The organism is Serratia sp. NPDC087055 (genome assembly GCF_044900985.1).
Taxonomy (GTDB): domain Bacteria; phylum Pseudomonadota; class Gammaproteobacteria; order Enterobacterales; family Enterobacteriaceae; genus Serratia.
In genome coordinates this window covers 13,956-31,540 of record NZ_JBJDOG010000001.1, presented here as the reverse complement: position 1 = coordinate 31,540, position 17,585 = coordinate 13,956, and the positions used below count along the sequence as shown (strand labels likewise).

Genomic DNA, 17,585 nt, shown 5'->3' with positions numbered 1-17,585 from the left:
AATGAGCCAACAACCTCTGTTGCAACTGCGCGGCATCAGCCGCCGTTTTCAAGCCGGTGAACAAAACGTAACGGTATTGAACAATATCAACCTCGACATTGATCAGGGGGAAATGGTGGCGATCGTCGGCGCTTCCGGTTCCGGTAAGTCGACGCTGATGAACATTCTCGGTTGTCTTGATCGCCCGAGCGAAGGCGATTATCAGGTAGCTGGCCGCAGTACCGGACAGCGAGATCGCGATAGCCTGGCTGAACTGCGACGCGAACACTTCGGTTTTATCTTCCAACGCTACCATCTGCTGGGCGATCTGAGTGCGCAAGGCAACGTAGAGGTGCCCGCAGTGTATGCCGGCCATCCACGCCATTCGCGACAACAGCGGGCAGCCGATCTCTTGCAGCGGCTTGGGTTAGCGCAACGGTTGAATTACCGACCGGGTCAACTCTCCGGGGGCCAACAACAGCGGGTGAGCATCGCCCGCGCATTGATGAACGGCGGCGAAGTGATTCTGGCGGATGAACCGACCGGTGCGCTGGACAGTCACAGTGGGCAGGAAGTGATGAGCATCCTGAAAGACCTGCACGCACGCGGTCACACGGTGGTGATCGTCACTCACGACATGCAGATCGCCGAACATGCTCAGCGCATTATTGAACTCAGCGATGGCGAGATCGTTGCCGATCGACAGAAAACCGTCCAACGCGTCGTGCGCCTGCCAAAAGCATTGGATAACACCAGCGGCCGTTGGCATTCACAACGCGATCGCCTGCGCGAAGCATTCAAAATGGCGCTGTTGGCGATGGCTTCTCAGCGCCTGCGCACCCTACTCACCATGCTTGGGATTATCATTGGCATCGCCTCGGTTGTATCAGTGGTGGCTCTGGGCAAAGGCTCTCAACAGCAGGTGTTGGCCAATATCAACGCCATGGGCACCAGCACACTGGAAGTCTATCCGGGCAAGGATTTCGGCGATATGCGCTCAGCCGCAGTGCAAACGCTGCGTGCGACCGACGCTGACGCGCTGGCCCAGCAAGGATACGTGCACAGCGTGACACCGACCCTTTCCACGAGCACCACGTTCCGCTATGGCAACCAATCGGTCAGCGGCACCGTCAATGGCGTCGGGGAACAGTATTTTCTGGTCCGTGGCTATAACATCGACAGCGGCATGGCATTTAACCGCCGTAGCATTGACCAGCTGATGCAGGAAGTGGTGATTGACGAAAATACCCGCGACACGCTGTTTCCTCACGGAGCCAACCCGCTGGGCGAAGTGATCCAGCTCGGTTCGCTGCCGTGCCGCATTATCGGCGTCGCGGCCAAAAAGCAGAGTGGCTTCGGCAGTGATGAAAACCTGAATGTCTGGATCCCCTACACTACCGCGATGAAACGCATGCTGGGCCAGAGTTACCTGAAAAGCATTACCGTACGCGTAAACGATGATATCGATCTTGCCAGCGCTGAAGATGGCGTCACGCGTCTGCTGAGCCAGCGCCACGGCGGCAAGGATTTCTTCGTGATGAACACCGACAGCATTCGCCAAACCATTGAGCAGACCACCGCCACCCTGACGCTACTGGTGTCGATGATCGCGCTGATTTCGCTTGTGGTTGGCGGCATTGGGGTGATGAATATCATGTTGGTGTCGGTCACCGAGCGCACCCGTGAAATTGGCGTACGCATGGCGGTTGGCGCACGTGCCAGTGACATCATGCAACAGTTTCTGATTGAGGCCGTGCTGGTGTGCCTGCTGGGGGGTACCTTGGGGGTGTTATTGTCACTGGCGATCGGCGTGGTATTCAGCCAATTCAGCGATAACTTCACGATGGTCTATTCCAGCGCATCTATCGTCGCCGCCTTTATCTGCTCGACATTAATCGGGGTGATTTTTGGTTTCTTCCCGGCGAAACGGGCCGCCGGGATGGATCCGATACATGCGTTGGAAAGGGAATAGCACTCAGCCAAAAACGCCGGTAGAAAGATAGCGATCACCGCGATCACAGATGATCGCCACAATCACACTGCCGGGGTTGTCTGCGGCAATCCGCAATGCGCCGGCAACGGCACCACCGGAACTGACGCCGCAGAAAATACCTTCACGCTGCGCCAACTGACGCATGGTCTGCTCAGCGTCCGTTTGCTCAATGTCCAACACCTGGTCCACCAGATCCGGGCGGAATATGCCCGGCAGGTAGGCTGGCGCCCAGCGACGGATACCGGGAATATGGCTGCCCTCTGCCGGTTGCAGACCGATGATCTGCACCTGGGCATTCTGGCTCTTCAGATAGCCGCCCACACCGGTTATCGTGCCCGTGGTGCCCATGCTTGATACGAAATGGGTGATACGCTGCTCGCTCTGCTGCCAGATTTCCGGGCCAGTGGTGGTGAAGTGGGCATACGGGTTATCCAAATTATTGAACTGGTCCAATACTTTGCCCTGCCCCTGATTGTGCATTTCCAATGCCAGATCGCGCGCGCCTTCCATCCCGACGTCTTTGCTCACCAGAATCAATTCTGCGCCATAAGCACGCATGGCCGCCTGACGCTCCAGGCTCATGTTCTCCGGCATCAACAACGTCATCGCATAGCCTTTCAACGCCGCGATCATCGCCAGCGCTATACCGGTGTTACCACTGGTGGCCTCGATCAGACGGTCACCGGGCTGTATCTCACCACGCAGCTCCGCCTGTTGAATCATCGCCAACGCGGCACGATCCTTCACCGAGCCCGCCGGGTTATTGCCTTCCAGTTTGACCCAAACCTCGCTGTTTAGCCCTGTAGCCAGACGTTGTAATTTTACCAGCGGGGTATTACCGATACATTGTTCAAGCGTTGTCACGATCTTTGCCTGTGTGTTGAAGTACGTAATGTAAAAAGGCAACCCCGGGGTTGCCTTTAACGTCAGTTAAAACCTATGCCCAAAATATTTCAGGGTGCAGGAAGGGCGGCAACTGCACGAGTCCCCAGGCGCTTATATCAGTAAGCGACTGGGGCAAGTAAAGGCAGCCAACACACCTGCAACTTGAAAGATAAAGGGTATATCAGGCGCTTTTAGCTAACGCAACAGGTTGTAGCAGTTGGTCACCGGCATACAGGCGTGCATTCAGGCTGCCAACGTAATAACGACCGCCGCGCACCGGGGTTGGGTTGCCTTCTGGCAAAATCACGCTGATAGGCTCCTGATGCCAGCCGATTGGCTGTACGGTCAATTGCCAGAAGTGGCCACGCGGGCTGACTTCCAGCACCTGTACCGGCAACGGGCAGCGCTCACTGCTCTCGGTGCCCACTTCCATTTCCCAAGGCCGCAAGAACAAGTCTACGCGGCCTTGATGCATTGGCTGGAACGAAAGCGGCCACTGGTGTGCACCAACAAACAGCTGCGAACCACGGATCTCGCCGCTCAGGCGGTTCACTTCGCCCATAAATTCCAGTACGAAACGGCTGGCAGGCTCACGGATAATCTCTTCCGGTGAACCGACCTGCTCAATATTGCCCTGGCTCATCACCACGATACGGTCAGCCACTTCCATCGCCTCTTCCTGATCGTGGGTGACGAACACGCTGGTGAACTTCAGCTCTTCGTGCAACTGGCGCAACCAGCGGCGCAGCTCTTTACGCACTTGCGCATCCAGTGCACCAAAGGGTTCATCCAGCAGCAAAATCTGCGGTTCTACCGCCAGGGCGCGCGCCAACGCCACGCGCTGCTTCTGACCGCCGGAAAGCTGTGACGGGTAGCGGTTAGCCAAATGAGCCAATTGCACCATCTCAAGCAGCTGGGTCACTTTTTGTTTGATCGCCGCCGCATTTGGGCGTTCACGACGTGGTAACACGCTCAAACCAAAGGCGATGTTGTCAAATACGGTCATATGACGGAACAACGCATAGTGCTGGAACACGAAGCCAACCCGGCGGTCGCGCGCATGCACATGGCTGACGTCGGTACCGTGGAAGCCCAACTTACCGCTACTCTGGTTTTCCAACCCCGCGATAATACGCAGCAGCGTGGTTTTACCGGAGCCGGACGGCCCCAACAATGCCACCATCTCGCCAGAAGCAATGTCGAGCGAGATATCGTTCAATACCTTGGTACGACCGAAAAACTTATTGATACCGTTAATCTCAATGCTCATGATTTTCCTCCCGCTCGAGACGTGCATTCTGACGTTCCAGACGCCATTGCAGGCCACTCTTCAAAAATAGGGTCACTATCGCCATCAGGGTCAATAAACCGGCGGCGGTAAAGGAGCCAACCGTGTTGTAATCCTGCTGCAATAACTCAACCTGCAGCGGCAGGCTGAAGGTTTCACCGCGAATAGAACCGGACACCACTGATACCGCACCGAATTCGCCGATGGCACGCGCGTTGGTCAGTACCACGCCGTACAACAGCGCCCAGCGAATGTTTGGCAGCGTCACCCGGCGGAACATCTGCCAGCCAGAAGCGCCCAGCAAAATGGCGGCCTCGTCTTCCTGGCTGCCCTGGCTCAGCATCATCGGCACCAGCTCACGCACCACAAACGGACAGGTAACGAAAATGGTCACCAGCACCATGCCCGGCCAAGAGAACATAAGCTGGATGTTATGCGCATCCAGCCAACCGCCCAGCAGGCCATTGCTGCCGTAAAACAACAGGTAAATCAGCCCCGCCACCACCGGTGAAACGGCAAAGGGAATGTCGATCAACGTCAGTAACAGTTGACGCCCTGGGAAGGTAAAACGCGTCACCAACCATGCCAATAACGTACCGAAAACCAGGTTGAAGGGTACGGTAATCAAGGCAATCAGCACCGTCAGCCAAATGGCATGCAGCATGTCGCGATCGACCAGGTTGCTCCACATCACCCCAGCGCCTTTAGAAAAGGCCTCGGCGAAAATCGAAATAATCGGTACCACCAGTAGCAGTACCGAGAACAGCACACCGATACCGATCAGTGTCCACTTGCCCCAGTTGACGCGAGGCCGTTCGACGCCGTTGAACTCAGAGATATCCGCCATCAGTGCCCCCCGATGCGTCGGCCAAAGCGGCTCTGCAGAACGTTAATGCTGAACAGCAACAGCAGCGATGCCGCCAGGATCACCGAGGCAATCGCACTGGCTGCCGGGTAATCGAACTCCTGCAAACGGACAAAAATCATCAGTGAGGTCACTTCCGTCTTCCAGGCGATGTTACCGGCGATAAAAATCACCGCACCAAACTCACCCAAGCTACGTGTAAATGAGATAGCCGTGCCGGCTAACAGCGCCGGCGCCAATTCGGGTATCACGACGCGACGAAAGCTCTGCCAGCGAGTGGCACCCAACGTTTCTGCCGCCTCTTCGTATTCCGGCCCCAGCTCTTCCAACACCGGCTGAACGGTACGCACCACAAAGGGCAGGCTGGTAAATGCCATCGCCACCGCAATACCCAACCAGGTAAAGGTCACTTTGATGTCAAAATGCGCCAACCATTGGCCATACCAGCCCGTGGTAGAAAACAGCCCCGCCAATGTCAGGCCAGCCACGGCGGTCGGCAATGCAAACGGCAAATCGATCAGGCCGTCCAACAGCGTGCGCCCTGGGAAGCGGTAGCGCGTGAGGATCCAGGCCATCAGCATGCCAAACACCGCGTTAAACAGGCTGGCAACCCCCGCAGCGAGCAGCGTAACTTTATAGGCTGCAACCACCTGCGGATTGGAGATCACGTCCCAATACTGCGCCAGGCTCATTTGCGCCAATTGCATCACCAGCGCACTGAGCGGCAACAGCAGAATCAGGCAGGTGTAAAACAGGCTGCTCCCGAGGCTTAAACCAAACCCAGGCAGAACCCGTTTGCTGGACAACGACAACATTACTTATGCCCTGCTGCTAATAACTGATCCAACTCGCCACCGGTCGAGAAATGCGTTTTCATTACCTGTGGCCAGCCGCCAAACTGATCTTCGACCCGGAACAGCTTGGTATCCGGGAATTGGCCCTTCGCTGCTGCCATCGCCTGTTTGTCGTAAACGCGATAGTAGTAGCTGGTGATCACCTGCTGCGCTGCCGGGCTGTAGAGATAATTCAGGTAGTCTTTAGCTGCCTGCTCAGTCCCGTTTTTTTCCACGTTTTTGTCTACCCAAGCCACCGGGAACTCCGCCAGAATATCGACCGGCGGTACGATCACTTGGTATTTGTCTTCACCATATTGCTTGCGAATATTGTTCACTTCCGACTCAAAACTTATCAGCACGTCACCCAACCCCCGCTCCACGAAGGTGGTTGTCGCACCGCGGCCTCCGGTATCAAACACCAAGACGTTTTTTAGGAAACGGGTCATAAAGGCGCGCGTTTTCGCCTGGTCATTGCCATCGGCCTGATTCGCAGCCCCCCAGGCAGCCAGATAGGTATAACGGCCATTTCCGGAGGTTTTTGGATTCGGGAACACCAACTTCACATCGTCACGCACCAAATCATTCCAGCTATGAATGCCTTTTGGATTGTCCTTGCGCACCAGGAAAGCCATGGTGGAATAGAATGGGGAGCTGTTGTTCGGTAAACGGTTCTGCCAGTCGGCCGGTATCAGCTGCCCACGGTCGTGCAGGATCTGTACGTCAGTCACCTGGTTGTAAGTCACCACGTCAGCACGCAACCCTTGCAGGATCGCCAGCGCCTGTTTAGAAGAACCTGCATGGGACTGTTTGATGGTGAGCTTGTCGCCCGGATGCTGCTGGTTCCATTGCTGCTCAAAGCCCGGATTCAGTGCGGCAAACAATTCACGGGAAACGTCATAAGAGCTGTTCAGCAATTCAGTTGCCGAGACGGTGCCACTGGCTAACAGCGCCGCTGCCAACCAACCTTTCAGCACAATATTTTTAACCCGCGTTTGTTTCATTCTGCACCTTAGCTAACTGAGTCAATCTGTCGGGCTTTCGCCCTGATGTTGACCAGTGTATTTATAACTAGGTGCGGAGCTGTAACGCTTTTATATACCGTTTAGTGATTTTCAAGCATCAAACGCTATAAGGCAGGGCCGGGGCGGTTTTGGCGAGGAGGGGTGATGATGCCGGAGCCGAGGGTAGCCGGCTCCGGAGGGATGATTACAGCGACAGCAAGCGCGTCAGCGATGGAGCAAAATAGTAGCTACCGGTCACGGCACGGCTGAAACGCAGCATGGCGTCGCGTTTGCCGTCGAGATCGCCAAACATGCTCAGCAGTTGCTTTTCAATGTTATGCAGACGGGCGCAATAGGCGATGAAATACAATCCGTGTTTACCGCTGGCAGTGCCATAAGGCAGGCTCTGGCGCAGAATTTTCAGGCCCTTGCCCTCTTCTTTCAGATCAACGCGGCTAACGTGAGAGGTGTCCGGGCGCTGCTCTGGCGGCAACTCTTCACTGTCATGTTTGGTGCGGCCGATAATCTGCTCTTGCTGTTCCGTGGTAAAGCGCTGCCACTGACGCAGGTTGTGTTCGTAACGTTGAACCAGCACGTAGCTGCCGCCTTCGTCCTCTTCACCCTCGGCAATCACCGCCACTTCAGGACGTTTGTCGCCCTGCGGGTTTTCGGTACCGTCGATAAAGCCGCTCAGGTCACGCTCTTCTACCCAGCGGAAACCGTGGGTCTCCTCTTCGATTTTGATCGCATTGCCGAACGCCGCAAGCGCAGCCTGCGCCAGCGTGAAGTTAACGTCATGACGCAAAGATTGGATATGGATCAACATGTCGCGCTGGGTCGCCGGCGCTAAACCTTTACCCAAGGGGGTAAAGGGCTTCAGCTCTTTGGCACCCTGACCGCTGGACAGATCGTGCCAAACGTCATACCCAAAGGCGATCACCGCACCCAAGTGGGCGTCCGGGAACTGCTGTTGCAGCTCGGTCAACGTTTGGCAAAATTGCTTACAGCCCTGGCGCAAATCGGCAAATTCGCCCTGTACGGTGGCTTCCATAAAAATGGCGAAACGGCAGTGCTCCAGCAAAATGCCGCTCTGAACCTGTGTCATTGTCGTTATCCTCAAATCAAAATCGAGTAACAGGCTACTGTTTGCGCACGGATTTCCTGTTACGAATGCGCAGTATCATACCCCATGAAAACGGGATTGCCTTGCATCAGCGCAAAGAAAATAGGGATACCCGTTACCAAAAAAATCCGCGCTGAGGCGACGGTAATAGGGAGTGCAGCAGGGATTAAAACCCAATAAATCATGGGCGCCGCGGTTTGGGCGCCCAAAAAGAAAGGATTACTGAGGTTTGGCGTGCCAGATGATCTTGCTGACCGTCCAGCTTTTTAACGTGTCATCCGGTGGAATAATGTCCTGCGGGCCAGCCCATTTCCCGCTGAAGATGTAGGTAACAGACTTACTCTGTTCAGCCACACACTCCACTTTGCCTGCGTCTTCGCCACCGGCCGGTTTACAGGCACCGAATGCCTTCTTGTACATGTCACTGAACGGCGTGCCGAGTTTGCTGCCCCATTCGGTCGCCACTTTGCTGTCCATCACGTCAACACGCTGCACGTGGCCCTTGGGCTCACCGGTGATCACCAGTTTCACATCGTTGCCGTCCATCGCCTGATAGTAAGAAACAATCTGACCCTGACTGGTGGCCATGCCGCCACGCAGACGATAATTGCCGTTCAGCCCGTCGTTGATCGCGCTTTCTGACATTGGCGTGCCGGCATTGAGATCGCCAACGCCTTTCGCGCTGACCTGAATGCTGCTGCCAAACCAGTTAAAGGGAGACAGGCTCGACCAAGAGAAGTTGGACATCGTCGAACAGCCGGTCAGTACCAGCGGGAGCCCTAGCAACAGTGGGCGGATATTCATCTTTAGCTCCTTAACATCAAAGGCATAGGCATAGCCTGCCGCGCTCGGCGTTTTTCTGCGTGTCAGCCTCTCACAACTGCCCACGCTTCGCCATCAGTTGCGAGCTTGGAGTGCGGAAAATAAGAAAAGTGCCGCACAACGCGGCAATTAACCTAGCTCGTCCTGCGCGGTGAAACAGGCTTTCAGGCGTGCGTTCAGCAACAGGTAAGCCAGCGCCAGCCCATCGAGCAATACCAACAGGATATCCAACGGTGGTTGATTGTCCGCTTGCTGCCACAGGCTGAACAGAGAACCTCCCAGCGCCGCCAGGAGTGAAACGCAAAGGACCCACCGCCAGATACGCCACAATTGCGGCCATTGATGACGACGTGGGGCAATCAAAAATGCCAACGCGGCCGGCAACCCAAGTATGATCCCATACCAGAACCTTTGGGTATCGGGGTAGAACAGCTGCAACAACCCTTCCCCCTGCTGGCGTGAAGCACCGGCCATCACAAACAGGATCCAGGTTCGGGCTTGTAAAACCAGTACCCCCCAAAACCACAGTGGCAAACGCAGTGCACCGTGATGATCGTAATCGTCGGGGGAAAAACGGTGTGGGGAGGACTTCAACGTCGATTCCTTATCAATCTCATGAGTATTTCTTCAGATGGGAGTCACATTTATGGTTTTCAATGCGCACGCTTAAGAACCTCTTAAGATTTCCATGCTTTACTTAATCCCATCAAACCAGCAGTCCTGATTGGCAGGGCTTTGATTCTCGATTGAGATAAGGAAGCTTAAGATGAAAAAATATACCCTGGCCGCATTAATCGCGCTGTGCAGCGCACCGGTTTTGGCACAACAAGGTGGGTTCCTCGATCCTGCCGCGCCGCAAACACAAACTACCCAGCAAGGGGGCTTCTCTGGCCCAAGTGCCGCGCTGACCACCGTAGACAAGGTGAAATCAATGAGCGATGACACCTGGGTCATGCTGCAGGGCAACATTGAGCAGCGTGTCGGCGACGATACCTATACCTTCCGCGACGCCAGCGGCACCCTGACGGTAGAGATCGACAAAAAACGCTGGAACGGTCAGACCATCACCCCGAAAGACAAAGTGCAGTTGGAAGGGAAAGTCGATAAAGACTGGAGCAGCGTGGAAGTCGATGTGAAAAACATCAAAAAATTGCCATAACGCATAACAACGGGCGGTGAAACGTCACCGCCCAGAGTACGACTCAATATTCTTGATCTTCAATCAGCCGTTTACCCAGGCTGGTCACGTTCTGGATCTCGTAACCGAGTTTTTCATACATCTCAATGACCGTGTCGTTATCTTCACGGACCATCAATTGAATCTTAGGGCAACCGCGCGCGATCAGTTTCTTCTCCAGACGGCTAATCAACGCATTGGCAATGCCGCGTCCGCGATAATCCGGATGAACCCCCAGATAATACGCCGAGCCACGATGACCGTCGTAACCCCCCATCACCGACCCCACGACTTCCCCGCCCACTTCGGCGACCAGAAAAAGCGCCGGATCGTGGTTCAATTTACGTTCAATATCCATCTCAGGATCATTCCACGGTCGCAGCAAATCGCAGCGCTCCCACAGAGTAATGACTTCTTCAAAGTCGTCTTGTCGAAATACGCGAATTTCCATCGATGTTCGCCGCTGTTAATTAAGATGTTTATCTGATTATCGCGTGATTATTTACTTACGCAATATCTATATCCTAAATAATTGGCGTGGTATCCCGGCGGCAGGCCCGTTAGCCTCCGGGAGCATTGACAACTATTATGACCGGGGTGAACGGGCATATAGCTTCAACGATGACGCGTGTCACTGCGATTTCCCCTATCAATGACCGGGAAATACCCCGTTACACGCGTAATAAATGGACATAGTTATAAGGTCGATTAATGATTATCAATACGATATAACGTCGCAAAATAGAATTTGTCGATGGAGCGTCGCGTTATGAAAAAGCAGGTTAATCAATTCCTCAATTTTAAGCCGCTTCCCACTTCCCCCACGCGACGCCAATTATTGCTCTCCGGCCTGGCTCTGGTGCTGCTCGGCAGCAAAAGCCAAACGGCCAATGCCGAATCCGGCGGGATGCTGCGCAAGCCGCACAGCAAACCCGCGCCTAAACCGTCAGGCAGTAAAAGGCTGGTGATGATCGATCCCGGTCACGGCGGTATCGACTCCGGCGCGGTTGGCAGCGAAGGCTCGCAGGAAAAGCACGTGGTGCTGGAGATAGCCAACCATGTCCGCCGTATTCTGCACGAACAAGAGCATGTCGAAGTGCGCCTGACACGGGAAGAAGATGAGTTTATCCCCTTGTTCCAACGCGTTGAGATTGCCCACCAGCATCAGGCCGATCTGTTTATCTCCATTCATGCTGACGGCTTTACCAGCCCGGAAGCCTCTGGCGCGTCGGTGTTTGCCCTGTCCAATCGCGGTGCCAGCAGCGCCATGGCACGTTACCTGTCCAATCGCGAAAATGCCGCCGATGATGTGGCTGGCGGGAAATACAAAAACCAGGACAACTACCTGCAACAGGTGCTGTTCGATCTGGTGCAGACAGATACCATCAATAACAGCCTGACCTTGGGTCGCCACGTACTCGGACAGATTCGCCCGGTACACCATCTGCATAGCAACAGTACGGAACAGGCGGCGTTTGCCGTGTTGAAATCCCCGTCAATCCCATCGGTGTTGGTCGAAACCTCGTTTATTACCAACCCGGCGGAAGAACGCCTGCTGGGTACCACCGCTTTTCGCGAAAAAATCGCCCGCGCCATCGCCGACGGTATCATCAGTTTCTTCAGTTATTACGATGCGCACCAACGAAAACCCGGCTAATACTGCCAGCCACGGCGATTAAAGGTATACTCTGCGCCTTGTTCAGTCAGACGCTGTGAATTATTCCGTATGAGTTTATCGACCATCGCAGAAGTAAAATCCTTCCTGCTGGCACTGCAGGATCGCATCTGCACGCAATTAGCCCAAGCCGACGGCGGTGCCGTTTTCAACGAAGACCGCTGGACGCGTGAAGAAGGCGGCGGTGGCCGCAGCCGGGTATTGACCGACGGCGCGGTGTTCGAACAAGCAGGCGTCAACTTCTCACACGTTTCCGGCGCCACCCTGCCGGCCTCCGCTACCGCACACCGTCCTGAGCTGGCCGGTCGCAGCTTCCAGGCCATGGGCGTGTCGCTGGTCATCCACCCACGTAGCCCCTATATTCCCACCAGCCATGCCAACGTGCGTTTTTTCATCGCGGAGAAACCCGGTGAAGAACCTGTATGGTGGTTTGGCGGCGGCTTTGATCTGACGCCGTTCTACGGCTTTGAAGAAGACGCTGTCCATTGGCATCGTACCGCCGAACAGCTGTGCGCGCCCTTCGGTGAACAGGTCTACCCCAAATATAAAAAGTGGTGCGACGATTATTTCTTTATCAAACACCGCAACGAGGCGCGCGGTATCGGCGGTCTGTTCTTTGACGATCTGAACACTCCGGATTTCGCCACCTGTTTTGCCTTTACCCAGGCGGTGGGCGAAGGCTTCCTTGATGCTTATTTGCCGATCGTAGAAAAACGCAAAACGCTGAGCTGGGGCGATAACGAACGCCAGTTCCAACTGTATCGCCGTGGCCGCTATGTGGAATTCAATTTGGTTTGGGACCGGGGCACGCTGTTTGGCCTGCAAACCGGCGGACGTACCGAATCCATCCTGATGTCGATGCCGCCGCTGGTTCGCTGGGAATACAATTATCAACCGGAAGAAGGCAGCCCGGAAGCGGCGCTGTACCGCGATTTCTTGCCGGTACGCGATTGGCTGAAGGAGCCTGAATAATGCAGATTTGGGTTGATGCGGACGCGTGTCCGAACGTGATCAAAGACGTGCTGTTCCGCGCGGCGGATCGCACCGCCATGTCGGTGACGTTGGTGGCCAATCAGCCACTGAGAACGCCGCCGTCGAAGCATATCCACACGCTGCAAGTGGCGGCCGGTTTTGACGTAGCGGATAACGAAATCGTGCGCCGCTGCGAGAAAGGCGATCTGGTGATCACCGCCGATATCCCGCTGGCAGCGGAAGTGATTGAGAAAGGGGCGGTGGCGCTGAATCCACGCGGTGAACGCTACACGCCGGACACCATTCGTGAACGCCTGAACATGCGCGACTTTATGGATACGCTGCGTTCCAGCGGTATCCAGACCGGTGGCCCAAATACGCTGAACCAGCGTGACCGTCAGCAGTTCGCCAACGAGCTGGACAAGTGGTTACAGCAGGCAAAACGGGCGCAGTAATTGCGCCCGTACTCTAGGTTAGAATCGCACCTCCCCGCCGAAGATATAGGTTCGACCGCGGGCGGTGTTGGTCGGTGTGAAATCCTGTGACTGAGACGGCAGCGAATTCATCTTGTTCAGGGCATCCGAATAATCTTTGTCCATCAGGTTCTGCACGCTGAATTTCAGCAGCAGGTTACGGTTAAACTGGTAGGTGCTGTACAGATCGATAACGGTCGGGATATGCGGCGCCGGTTCCTTCAGCAACTGCTCATTTTCATCAACGTTGGAATCCGGGGAAAGACGCACCGCCTTGCCGGTATATTTCACCAACCCGCCCAGCGTCAGTTTCTCATCCAATAGGCGCACCCCGCTGTCCAGCGTAAAATACAGCTCCGGCAATTCACTGATGTCGCCGGCGCCGAACACATTGCTGGCCTGATTGGTCGGCTGGCTGGTGTGTTCCTTGCTCAAAGACAATTTGGTGTAAGCAAATCCGGCGTCATACATCGCTTCCACTTCAACCCCGCTTGACCAGACCGGCTCGTAGGCGTTGCTGTACATGGTCATGGCGACGTCAGGGCTCGCATCTTCCCACTCTTGCGCCGTCGCCTGGCTGCGATTGCACTTCTGCCGATTGTTGCACACCATGTAACTTTGGCTGGAAATGTAGTTTTTGATTTTCGATTCAAAATACACGGCTTTGAGCTGGAAGCTGTCCTGCTTAAACAACAGATCATGCGCATTGGCATTGAACCCCGCCTGGTACGTTTCTGCGGTTTCACCCTTCAGGAACGGATTCATCGACTGCCCGCCGCTGTTGGCAAAGAAGACTTCCTGAATATTCGGCCCTCGCATGGATTTGCTGTAGCTGACAAACGGCTGCAGCCACGGCGTCACCTGTGCTGACAGCAGCACCGACGGGTTAAAACCGTGCTCTTTCAAATTGATATTGCTGGCCCCCTGCGGGAAGCAAGCCACACGCTCATCACAGGCGGGTTTATAGCCGGAAATGTCATAAGAGCTATAGTTCAGATCAACGTTGCTCTGCCAAATCCCATAGTTAAGCTGCAGCCCGCTGTAAAGGCTGGCAATATTTTGTTTGCCCGCGATCCCCACCGGGGAGCTTTCCGCCTGGTTCTCATCCGTCACCAGCCCGGAAGCGTGTTTCTTGTATTCATTGCGGATCAGCTTACCGCCATAGCTGAAGGCAAAATCGACCTCCTGCAGGCTGAAACGGCTGGTATTATTTAAATCCAGCGCGTCCGAGATATTTTTGGCTTTGCTGTCGCTAAACCCCGCCATATTGTCCGACATGAACTTCTGTTCACCGCGGCTGGTGCTGGCGGTCAGGTTAACGTCAATCAGCTCAGAAAAAGGCGCATAGTGGTATTTAATATAAAAGTCATTACTGTCGATATGACGGCGGGTTATTTTATTCTGGTAGGTTCTGGCTGACAGTTCGATGCTATTAAAGGCATCAGGTTTAATATCCACTTTGAATAATTGAGATTTTGGGTTCTGGCGATAGGTTTTATCGACATTAAAGGCTTCGCTGTCGAAACCCGAACCGTTCTTATAATTAGACGTGATGGAACTGCCGCTGATGGCCGCCATCGCGCCCAGGCTACCGCCATCACCAAAAGCATCGGTTTTTCCACCCACGGCAACCATGCCGCTGCGGCCAATGCCGTTATTGCCCACAGAAAATTTGGTGCGTATACCAAAGGGATTATCGGAAAACACCACATCGTCCACGCCAATGGTACGGAAGTTGGCGCTGCCTGCCAGCGCGTTCACCCCGGCGGACCCTGTCGCATTGCCACGCGCCACATCAACGCCGACGATAAAGTTAGGATCGATCAGCGCACCGAACTGACTGGTAGGTAAACCACCGTGCGCGGCATCACTCGGCGAGCTGCCGTAATAGTTCTGAGTGATACCATCTACCATGGTGTTAACCCGGCCAAAACCGCTCATACCGCGAATATTGACGCTGACCGATCCCTGGCCCGGATCGATTTGGGTATAGGTACCCGGCATGCTGCGCAGAATACTGTCTACCGATTCCAGATTCTTATTTTCCCCACGTGAACTGAACGCCCCCGGTTTCTCCAACGCGTCCCTTTCACTGCTGTTACTGTTGTCTGCCGCTGACACATTTAACGGACTGAAAACCACCTTACCGCTGCCCTCTTTTGCCTCACTCTGTGCAGCTGCCGCCCCCCCGCTCAGCGCTATTCCCGCGCCGATCAGGCTTACTATTAATTTAATTTTCATATATCCCCAGAAATTGCCAAAAAGGTTTGATGGCCGACAATGCCCAGCAAAAATCCCCGCCCCAAAAGACGGTAAATATTGTTATTGTTTTAATACGCCGCAGCTTACTGCGGCGTTAGATATTATTTCTGCGCCTGTTGATCCATCGCCAGAATAAAAGCGTACTCCAGCGCACTGTTTTCCAACCGTGCCAGACGGCCCGATTTACCGCCGTGGCCTGCGGTCATATCGGTGGACAACAGTAGCAACGAATCCCCTTGTTTAAACTGTCGCAGCTTCGCCACCCACTTGGCAGGTTCCCAATACTGAACCTGCGAATCATACAGGCCGCTGGTCACCAACAGGTTCGGGTAATGCTGCTTGCGCACGTTGTCATACGGGCTGTAAGACTTCATCAGCGCGTAGGCCTGTGGCTCGTTCGGATTGCCCCACTCTTCATACTCGCCGGTGGTCAATGGAATACTGTCGTCCAACATGGTGGTCACCACATCAACGAAAGGCACCTGCGCCACCACCGCGTTATACAGATGTGGCGCCTGATTGATCACGGCCCCCATCAGCAATCCACCCGCGCTGCCCCCCATGGCGTAGATACGGCCCGGTTGGCCATAGCCATCCTTGATCAAGACTTGGGTGGCGTCGATAAAGTCGCTGAACGTATTCGGCTTATGGGTCAGTTTTCCCTGTTGATACCAGTTTTGCCCTAACTCTCCGCCGCCGCGTACGTGAATCAGCGCATAGACGAAACCGCGATCCAGCAAACTGATTCGATTCGCGCTGAAGGCCGGATCCATGCTCATGCCATAAGCACCATAGCCGTACACCAACAGCGGACTGTGGCCCGGCTTGAACATTGCCTTGTTGTAGACCAGCGAGACCGGCACCTTCACACCGTCGCGCGCGCTGATCCACACCCGCTCACTGTGATACAAGCTCGGGTCAACGCCTTTCACGTCCTGCTGCTTGAGTAAGGTTCGGCTGCCCTTATTCAAATCCCACTCGTAGGTACGGGTTGGGGTTGTCATCGCCGAATAACCGTAACGTAAGCGATCGCTGTCAGGATCGGGGTTATAACCCAACCAGGCCATGTAGCTGGCATCGTCAAACGGAATACTGCGTTGGGTCTTACCGTCCCAGCTCATCTGCCGCAATTGCACCAATCCATCGCCACGTTCTTTTACCACCAGCCAATCACGGAACAGAGTAAAGCCTTCAACCTCACGCTTTTCCTGTGGTGCAATTAGCGTCTGCCAAGGTTGCTGCGCAGACGCGGTGTGATACAGACCGAAATGCGGGCTTTGGTGGTTGGAGCGCAGATAGAATTCGCCACGATAATGATCGAGATAATATTCACGCCCGCTGTGCCGGGCCGCAAACAACTGCGGCGCACGTTGCGGACGATTGGCGTCGATCAGACGCACTTCAGAGGTGGTATTGCCGCTGATAGTGATAATGACGTAGTCACGGGAAGCGGAGCTACCGAGGCTCAGATAGAACGCAGCATCGTCTTCCTGATACACCCGTTGATCTTCCGTTACCGGCGTGCCAAACGTATGCCGGTAAACCTGATAGGGCAGCAAGGTTTGCGGGTGATTGCGCACATAGAACAGCGTCTTGCCGTCGTTAGCCCACACCATATTGCCGGAGGTGTTCTCTATCACTTCCGGCGCCCAACGTTTGTCAGCAATATCCTGCAGGGAAATCCGATACTGGCGGCGCCCCTGCACATCTTCAGATACCGCCATACGCCGGTTGTCTCGGCTGATGTCCATCCCGCCGACGCGGTAATAATCATGGCCTGCCGCACGCTGATTGGCGTCCAGCAAGGTTTGCCACGGCGCATCGGCAGTCAGTGCCTGCCGTTGATACAGCGCGAAGTTTTTACCGGCTGCGTAGCTTTCCTGATAACGGTAGCCGTTCAATTGATAAGGCACCGAACGGTCTTCCGGGCTAATGCGGCCCAGCATTTCCTGATACAGCTTATCGCGCAGTGCTTGATAGGGCTGCATCATCTGTTCGGTATAGCGATTTTCCGCCGTCAGATAATCCAGCACTTTTTTGTTCTTTCGGCTGTCGTCACGCAACCAGTAATAGTCATCGGTGCGTGTTTCCCCCTGCGCAACCAGCAGCTTGGGCACTTTTTCTGCCTGCGGCGGTTGTGGCTGCGCATCGACCGCAGAACTTAAAAATCCGAACGAAAGCACGAAAGCGGTGACCAGGCGACACTGCTTATTGGACGACAGCGGGTGATTCAT

16 protein-coding genes are annotated in these 17,585 nt (G+C 54.9%); 5 read left to right on the top strand and 11 right to left on the bottom strand.

Translation table 11 applies throughout. The annotated features are described in order from the left end of the window. Position 1: 1 nt before the first annotated feature. Positions 2 to 1,951, top strand: coding sequence for a MacB family efflux pump subunit (locus ACI2J2_RS00150; protein WP_404759172.1), 1,950 nt, complete (start codon positions 2 to 4; stop codon positions 1,949 to 1,951). Between the two features lie 3 nt (positions 1,952 to 1,954). On the opposite strand, the gene cysM is transcribed toward ACI2J2_RS00150, so the two are convergent. The 8 genes from cysM to ACI2J2_RS00110 all read right to left on the bottom strand — a co-directional run bounded on the left by cysM (position 1,955) and on the right by ACI2J2_RS00110 (position 9,386). Further along, a complete protein-coding gene (gene cysM / locus ACI2J2_RS00145; RefSeq protein ID WP_404759171.1) occupies positions 1,955 to 2,836 on the bottom strand; it encodes a cysteine synthase CysM in 882 nt (293 codons plus the stop codon). A 202-nt stretch (positions 2,837 to 3,038) separates the two neighbouring features. Continuing rightward, on the bottom strand, positions 3,039 to 4,127 hold the full coding sequence (gene cysA, locus ACI2J2_RS00140) for a sulfate/thiosulfate ABC transporter ATP-binding protein CysA (RefSeq protein ID WP_404759170.1): 1,089 nt from the start codon (positions 4,125 to 4,127) through the stop codon (positions 3,039 to 3,041). Continuing rightward, positions 4,117 to 4,992, bottom strand: coding sequence for a sulfate/thiosulfate ABC transporter permease CysW (gene cysW / locus ACI2J2_RS00135; RefSeq protein WP_209638653.1), 876 nt, complete (start codon positions 4,990 to 4,992; stop codon positions 4,117 to 4,119). The genes cysA and cysW overlap by 11 nt, the downstream gene beginning before the upstream one ends. After that, entirely contained in the window at positions 4,992 to 5,825 is an 834-nt protein-coding gene (cysT, locus tag ACI2J2_RS00130) for a sulfate/thiosulfate ABC transporter permease CysT (protein WP_209638651.1), read from the bottom strand. Before cysT ends, cysW begins: the two co-directional genes overlap by 1 nt. Then, positions 5,825 to 6,847: a sulfate ABC transporter substrate-binding protein gene (locus ACI2J2_RS00125; RefSeq protein ID WP_404759169.1), complete on the bottom strand. Its 1,023-nt coding sequence runs from the start codon at positions 6,845 to 6,847 to the stop codon at positions 5,825 to 5,827. The genes cysT and ACI2J2_RS00125 overlap by 1 nt, the downstream gene beginning before the upstream one ends. 205 nt (positions 6,848 to 7,052) lie before the next feature. Beyond that, positions 7,053 to 7,952 (bottom strand): Dyp-type peroxidase, encoded by a 900-nt coding sequence (locus ACI2J2_RS00120; protein ID WP_209638647.1) that lies wholly within the window; start codon positions 7,950 to 7,952, stop codon positions 7,053 to 7,055. Positions 7,953 to 8,189: 237 nt separating this feature from the next. Beyond that, a complete protein-coding gene (locus ACI2J2_RS00115; RefSeq protein ID WP_209638645.1) occupies positions 8,190 to 8,774 on the bottom strand; it encodes an RpoE-regulated lipoprotein in 585 nt (194 codons plus the stop codon). A gap of 147 nt (positions 8,775 to 8,921) precedes the next feature. After that, positions 8,922 to 9,386, bottom strand: coding sequence for a DUF2919 domain-containing protein (locus ACI2J2_RS00110; protein ID WP_404759168.1), 465 nt, complete (start codon positions 9,384 to 9,386; stop codon positions 8,922 to 8,924). A gap of 172 nt (positions 9,387 to 9,558) precedes the next feature. Here ACI2J2_RS00110 and ACI2J2_RS00105 point away from each other — a divergent pair, with 172 nt between their 5' ends. Beyond that, positions 9,559 to 9,951, top strand: coding sequence for a YgiW/YdeI family stress tolerance OB fold protein (locus tag ACI2J2_RS00105; RefSeq protein ID WP_209638642.1), 393 nt, complete (start codon positions 9,559 to 9,561; stop codon positions 9,949 to 9,951). A gap of 43 nt (positions 9,952 to 9,994) precedes the next feature. Here ACI2J2_RS00105 and ACI2J2_RS00100 read toward each other — a convergent pair whose 3' ends face one another. Then, positions 9,995 to 10,420, bottom strand: coding sequence for a GNAT family acetyltransferase (locus tag ACI2J2_RS00100; RefSeq protein ID WP_209638640.1), 426 nt, complete (start codon positions 10,418 to 10,420; stop codon positions 9,995 to 9,997). Between the two features lie 318 nt (positions 10,421 to 10,738). On the opposite strand from ACI2J2_RS00100, the gene amiA reads away from it, so the two are divergent. The 3 genes from amiA (at position 10,739) to ACI2J2_RS00085 (ending at position 13,071) form a co-directional block, all read left to right on the top strand. After that, the gene (amiA, locus tag ACI2J2_RS00095) at positions 10,739 to 11,626 is read left to right on the top strand and encodes an N-acetylmuramoyl-L-alanine amidase AmiA (RefSeq protein WP_404759167.1); all 888 of its coding nucleotides are present in this window, start codon (positions 10,739 to 10,741) and stop codon (positions 11,624 to 11,626) included. A gap of 69 nt (positions 11,627 to 11,695) precedes the next feature. Beyond that, positions 11,696 to 12,616, top strand: a complete 921-nt coding sequence (gene hemF / locus ACI2J2_RS00090) for an oxygen-dependent coproporphyrinogen oxidase (RefSeq protein ID WP_209638636.1) — start codon at positions 11,696 to 11,698, stop codon at positions 12,614 to 12,616. Beyond that, positions 12,616 to 13,071 carry a YaiI/YqxD family protein gene (locus ACI2J2_RS00085; RefSeq protein WP_209638634.1) on the top strand — a complete coding sequence of 152 codons (456 nt, stop codon included), beginning with the start codon at positions 12,616 to 12,618 and terminating at the stop codon, positions 13,069 to 13,071. Before hemF ends, ACI2J2_RS00085 begins: the two co-directional genes overlap by 1 nt. An 18-nt stretch (positions 13,072 to 13,089) precedes the next feature. Here ACI2J2_RS00085 and ACI2J2_RS00080 read toward each other — a convergent pair whose 3' ends face one another. Together ACI2J2_RS00080 and ACI2J2_RS00075 are read right to left on the bottom strand one after the other, a co-directional pair. Continuing rightward, on the bottom strand, positions 13,090 to 15,330 hold the full coding sequence (locus tag ACI2J2_RS00080; protein WP_404759166.1) for a TonB-dependent receptor domain-containing protein: 2,241 nt from the start codon (positions 15,328 to 15,330) through the stop codon (positions 13,090 to 13,092). A gap of 122 nt (positions 15,331 to 15,452) precedes the next feature. Continuing rightward, positions 15,453 to 17,585: a S9 family peptidase gene (locus tag ACI2J2_RS00075; protein WP_404759165.1), complete on the bottom strand. Its 2,133-nt coding sequence runs from the start codon at positions 17,583 to 17,585 to the stop codon at positions 15,453 to 15,455.